This window comes from Parabacteroides sp. PH5-46 (genome assembly GCF_029892785.1).
GTDB lineage: Bacteria > Bacteroidota > Bacteroidia > Bacteroidales > Tannerellaceae > DFXE01.
The window spans coordinates 1-3,100 of the sequence record NZ_JARXXA010000032.1 but is presented as its reverse complement, the minus strand read 5'-3'; the positions used below and the strand labels follow the sequence as shown (position 1 = coordinate 3,100).

Genomic DNA, 3,100 nt, shown 5'->3' with positions numbered 1-3,100 from the left:
CGGCAGCTACCTACTCTCCCACAAACTGCAGTACCATCGGCGTGGTTGGGCTTAACTTCTCTGTTCGGAATGGGAAGAGGTGGAACCCCAACGCAATAACCACCTTAATATCTTTAAGATCTTAAGTATGACTTGGTTTGGAAAAACTGCAAGCTGTCCTAGCTATAGAACAACATCAGCAAACATATCTTGTAGAAATGCCAGCCTTAAAGGCTATGAAAGTTTTGGGCTATTAGTACTACTCGGCTATTACATTACTGCATTTACACCTGTAGCCTATCAAGGTCGTAGTCTACAACCACCCTTATAAGGAGATCTAATCTTGAGGCCGGCTTCGTACTTAGATGCTTTCAGCACTTATCCGATCCAGACTTAGATACCCGGCGGTGCTCCTGGCGGAACAACCGGTAGACCAGAGGTCTGTCCAACACGGTCCTCTCGTACTAGTGTCAGAGCCTCGCAAATCTCCTGCGCCCACGATAGATAGAGACCGAACTGTCTCACGACGTTCTGAACCCAGCTCGCGTGCCACTTTAATGGGCGAACAGCCCAACCCTTGGGACCTTCTCCAGCCCCAGGATGTGACGAGCCGACATCGAGGTGCCAAACCGCTCCGTCGATATGAGCTCTTGGGAGCGATCAGCCTGTTATCCCCGGAGTACCTTTTATCCTTTGAGCGATGGCCCTTCCATACGGAACCACCGGATCACTATGCTCTAGTTTCCTACCTGATCGACTTGTAAGTCTCCCAGTCAAGCGCGCTTGTGCCATTACACTCTACGACCGGTTACCAATCGGCCTGAGCGCACCTTTAGAAGCCTCCGTTACACTTTTGGAGGCGACCACCCCAGTCAAACTACCCACCATACAGTGTCCTCTCTATCGAAAGTTAGGGTTCAGACAATGAAAGGGCCGTATTTCAACGATGGCTCCACAAATACTGGCGTACCTGCTTCAAAGCCTCCGGCCTATCCTACACATCCAGTGCCCAAACCCAATGTAAAGCTATAGTAAAGGTTCACGGGGTCTTTTCGTCCCATCGCGGGTAATCGGCATCTTCACCGATACTACAATTTCACCGAGCTCACGGTTGAGACAGTGCCCAGATCGTTACACCATTCGTGCAGGTCGGAACTTACCCGACAAGGAATTTCGCTACCTTAGGACCGTTATAGTTACGGCCGCCGTTTACTGGGGCTTCAATTCAATGCTTCTCTTACGATGACATCTCCTCTTAACCTTCCAGCACCGGGCAGGTGTCAGGCTATATACATCTTATTTCTAATTAGCATAGCCATGTGTTTTTGATAAACAGTCGCCTGGGCCTATTCTCTGCGGCCAGGATTACTCCTGGCGTCCTTTATCCCGAAGTTACAGGACCATTTTGCCTAGTTCCTTAACCGTGAATCACTCGAGCGCCTTAGTATACTCAACCCGACCACGTGTGTCCGTTTACGGTACGGGTACTTCAACAATATGCTTAGCGGATTTTCTAGGGAGCCTGATTACGTCCATTTCCATTCGTGCGAGGCACTCCTGGTACTGTCAGGTTCAGATCTGTCTGCGGATTTGCCTACAAACATCAACTCCTACACCCTTTAACCACCTATTCCGTCAGGTGGCAGGACTATCACTTCTCCGTCCCCACATCGCTCATTGAAGTAGTAAGGGAATATTAACCCTTTCTTCCATCGGCATCGCCGTTCGGCTTAGCCTTAGGGCCCGACTTACCCTGATCCGATTAGCGTTGATCAGGAAACCTTAGTCTTTCGGCGTGAAGGTTTCTCACCTTCATTATCGTTACTTATACCTACATTTGCTTTTCCATAGCCTCCAGCAAGAGTTATCTCTTACCTTCAACGGATTATGGAATGCTCCCCTACCACCCATTAATGGGTCCATAGCTTCGGCAGTCAATTTATGCCCGAGTATTATCCACGCTCGTCCGCTCGACTAGTGAGCTGTTACGCACTCTTTAAATGAATGGCTGCTTCCAAGCCAACATCCTAGCTGTCTGGGCGGACAAACTTCGTTAAAACAACTTAATTGACATTTCGGGGCCTTAGCTGATGGTCTGGATTATTCTCCTCTCGGACATGGACCTTAGCACCCATGCCCTCACTCCTTGACTAAACTAATACGCATTCGGAGTTTATCTGGACTTGATAGGCGGCGAAGCCCTCGCATCCAATCAGTCGCTCTACCTCATACTAGTAATATCAAAGGCTGCACCTAAATGCATTTCGGGGAGTACGAGCTATCTCCAAGTTTGATTAGCCTTTCACCCCTACCCACAGTTCATCCCAAAACTTTTCAACGTTTATGAGTTCGGTCCTCCAATTGGTGTTACCCAACCTTCAACCTGACCATGGGTAGATCACTTGGTTTCGCGTCTACTCCTGCTGACTATACGCCCTGTTAAGACTCGCTTTCGCTTCGGCTGCGTGCCTAAGACACTTAACCTTGCCAACAAAAGTAACTCGTAGGTTCATTATGCAAAAGGCACGCCGTCACAACTTACGCTGCTCCGACCGCTTGTAGGCAGACGGGTTCAGGGTCTATTTCACTCCCCTGTTCGGGGTTCTTTTCACCTTTCCCTCACGGTACTGGTTCGCTATCGGTCTCTCGGGAGTATTTAGCCTTACGGGATGGGCCCCGCTAATTCACACAGGATTTCACGTGTCCCGCGCTACTCAGGATACCACTAGGCTTTAGCTTTGAGTCGTGTACGGGGTTATCACCCTCTATGACCGTCCTTTCCAAAACGTTCCACTTCAAAACCTTCTTGCCACAACGTGGTCCTACAACCCCAGAATTGCCTAGACAATACTGGTTTGGGCTGTTCCGCGTTCGCTCGCCACTACTTGCGGAATCACTTTTGTTTTCTTCTCCTATGGGTACTTAGATGTTTCAGTTCCCCACGTTCGCTTTCCTTTACAGGAATGATAGTCCTTCAAACTACCGGGTTGCCCCATTCGGATATCTTGGGATCAATGGTTATTTGCACCTACCCCAAGCTTTTCGCAGCTTATCACGTCCTTCATCGCCTCCGAGAGCCAAGGCATCCACCGTCTGCCCTTACTTACTTTCTATAACCTAT

General features: G+C 49.2%; 2 rRNA genes. Both read right to left on the bottom strand.

The window, feature by feature from the left end:
- Nucleotides 1-107 (bottom strand): 5S ribosomal RNA (rrf, locus tag M2470_RS18340); the annotation flags it as partial.
- A gap of 106 nt (nt 108-213) precedes the next feature.
- Nucleotides 214-3,092 (bottom strand): 23S ribosomal RNA (locus tag M2470_RS18335).
- Between the last annotated feature and the right edge of the window lie 8 nt (nt 3,093-3,100).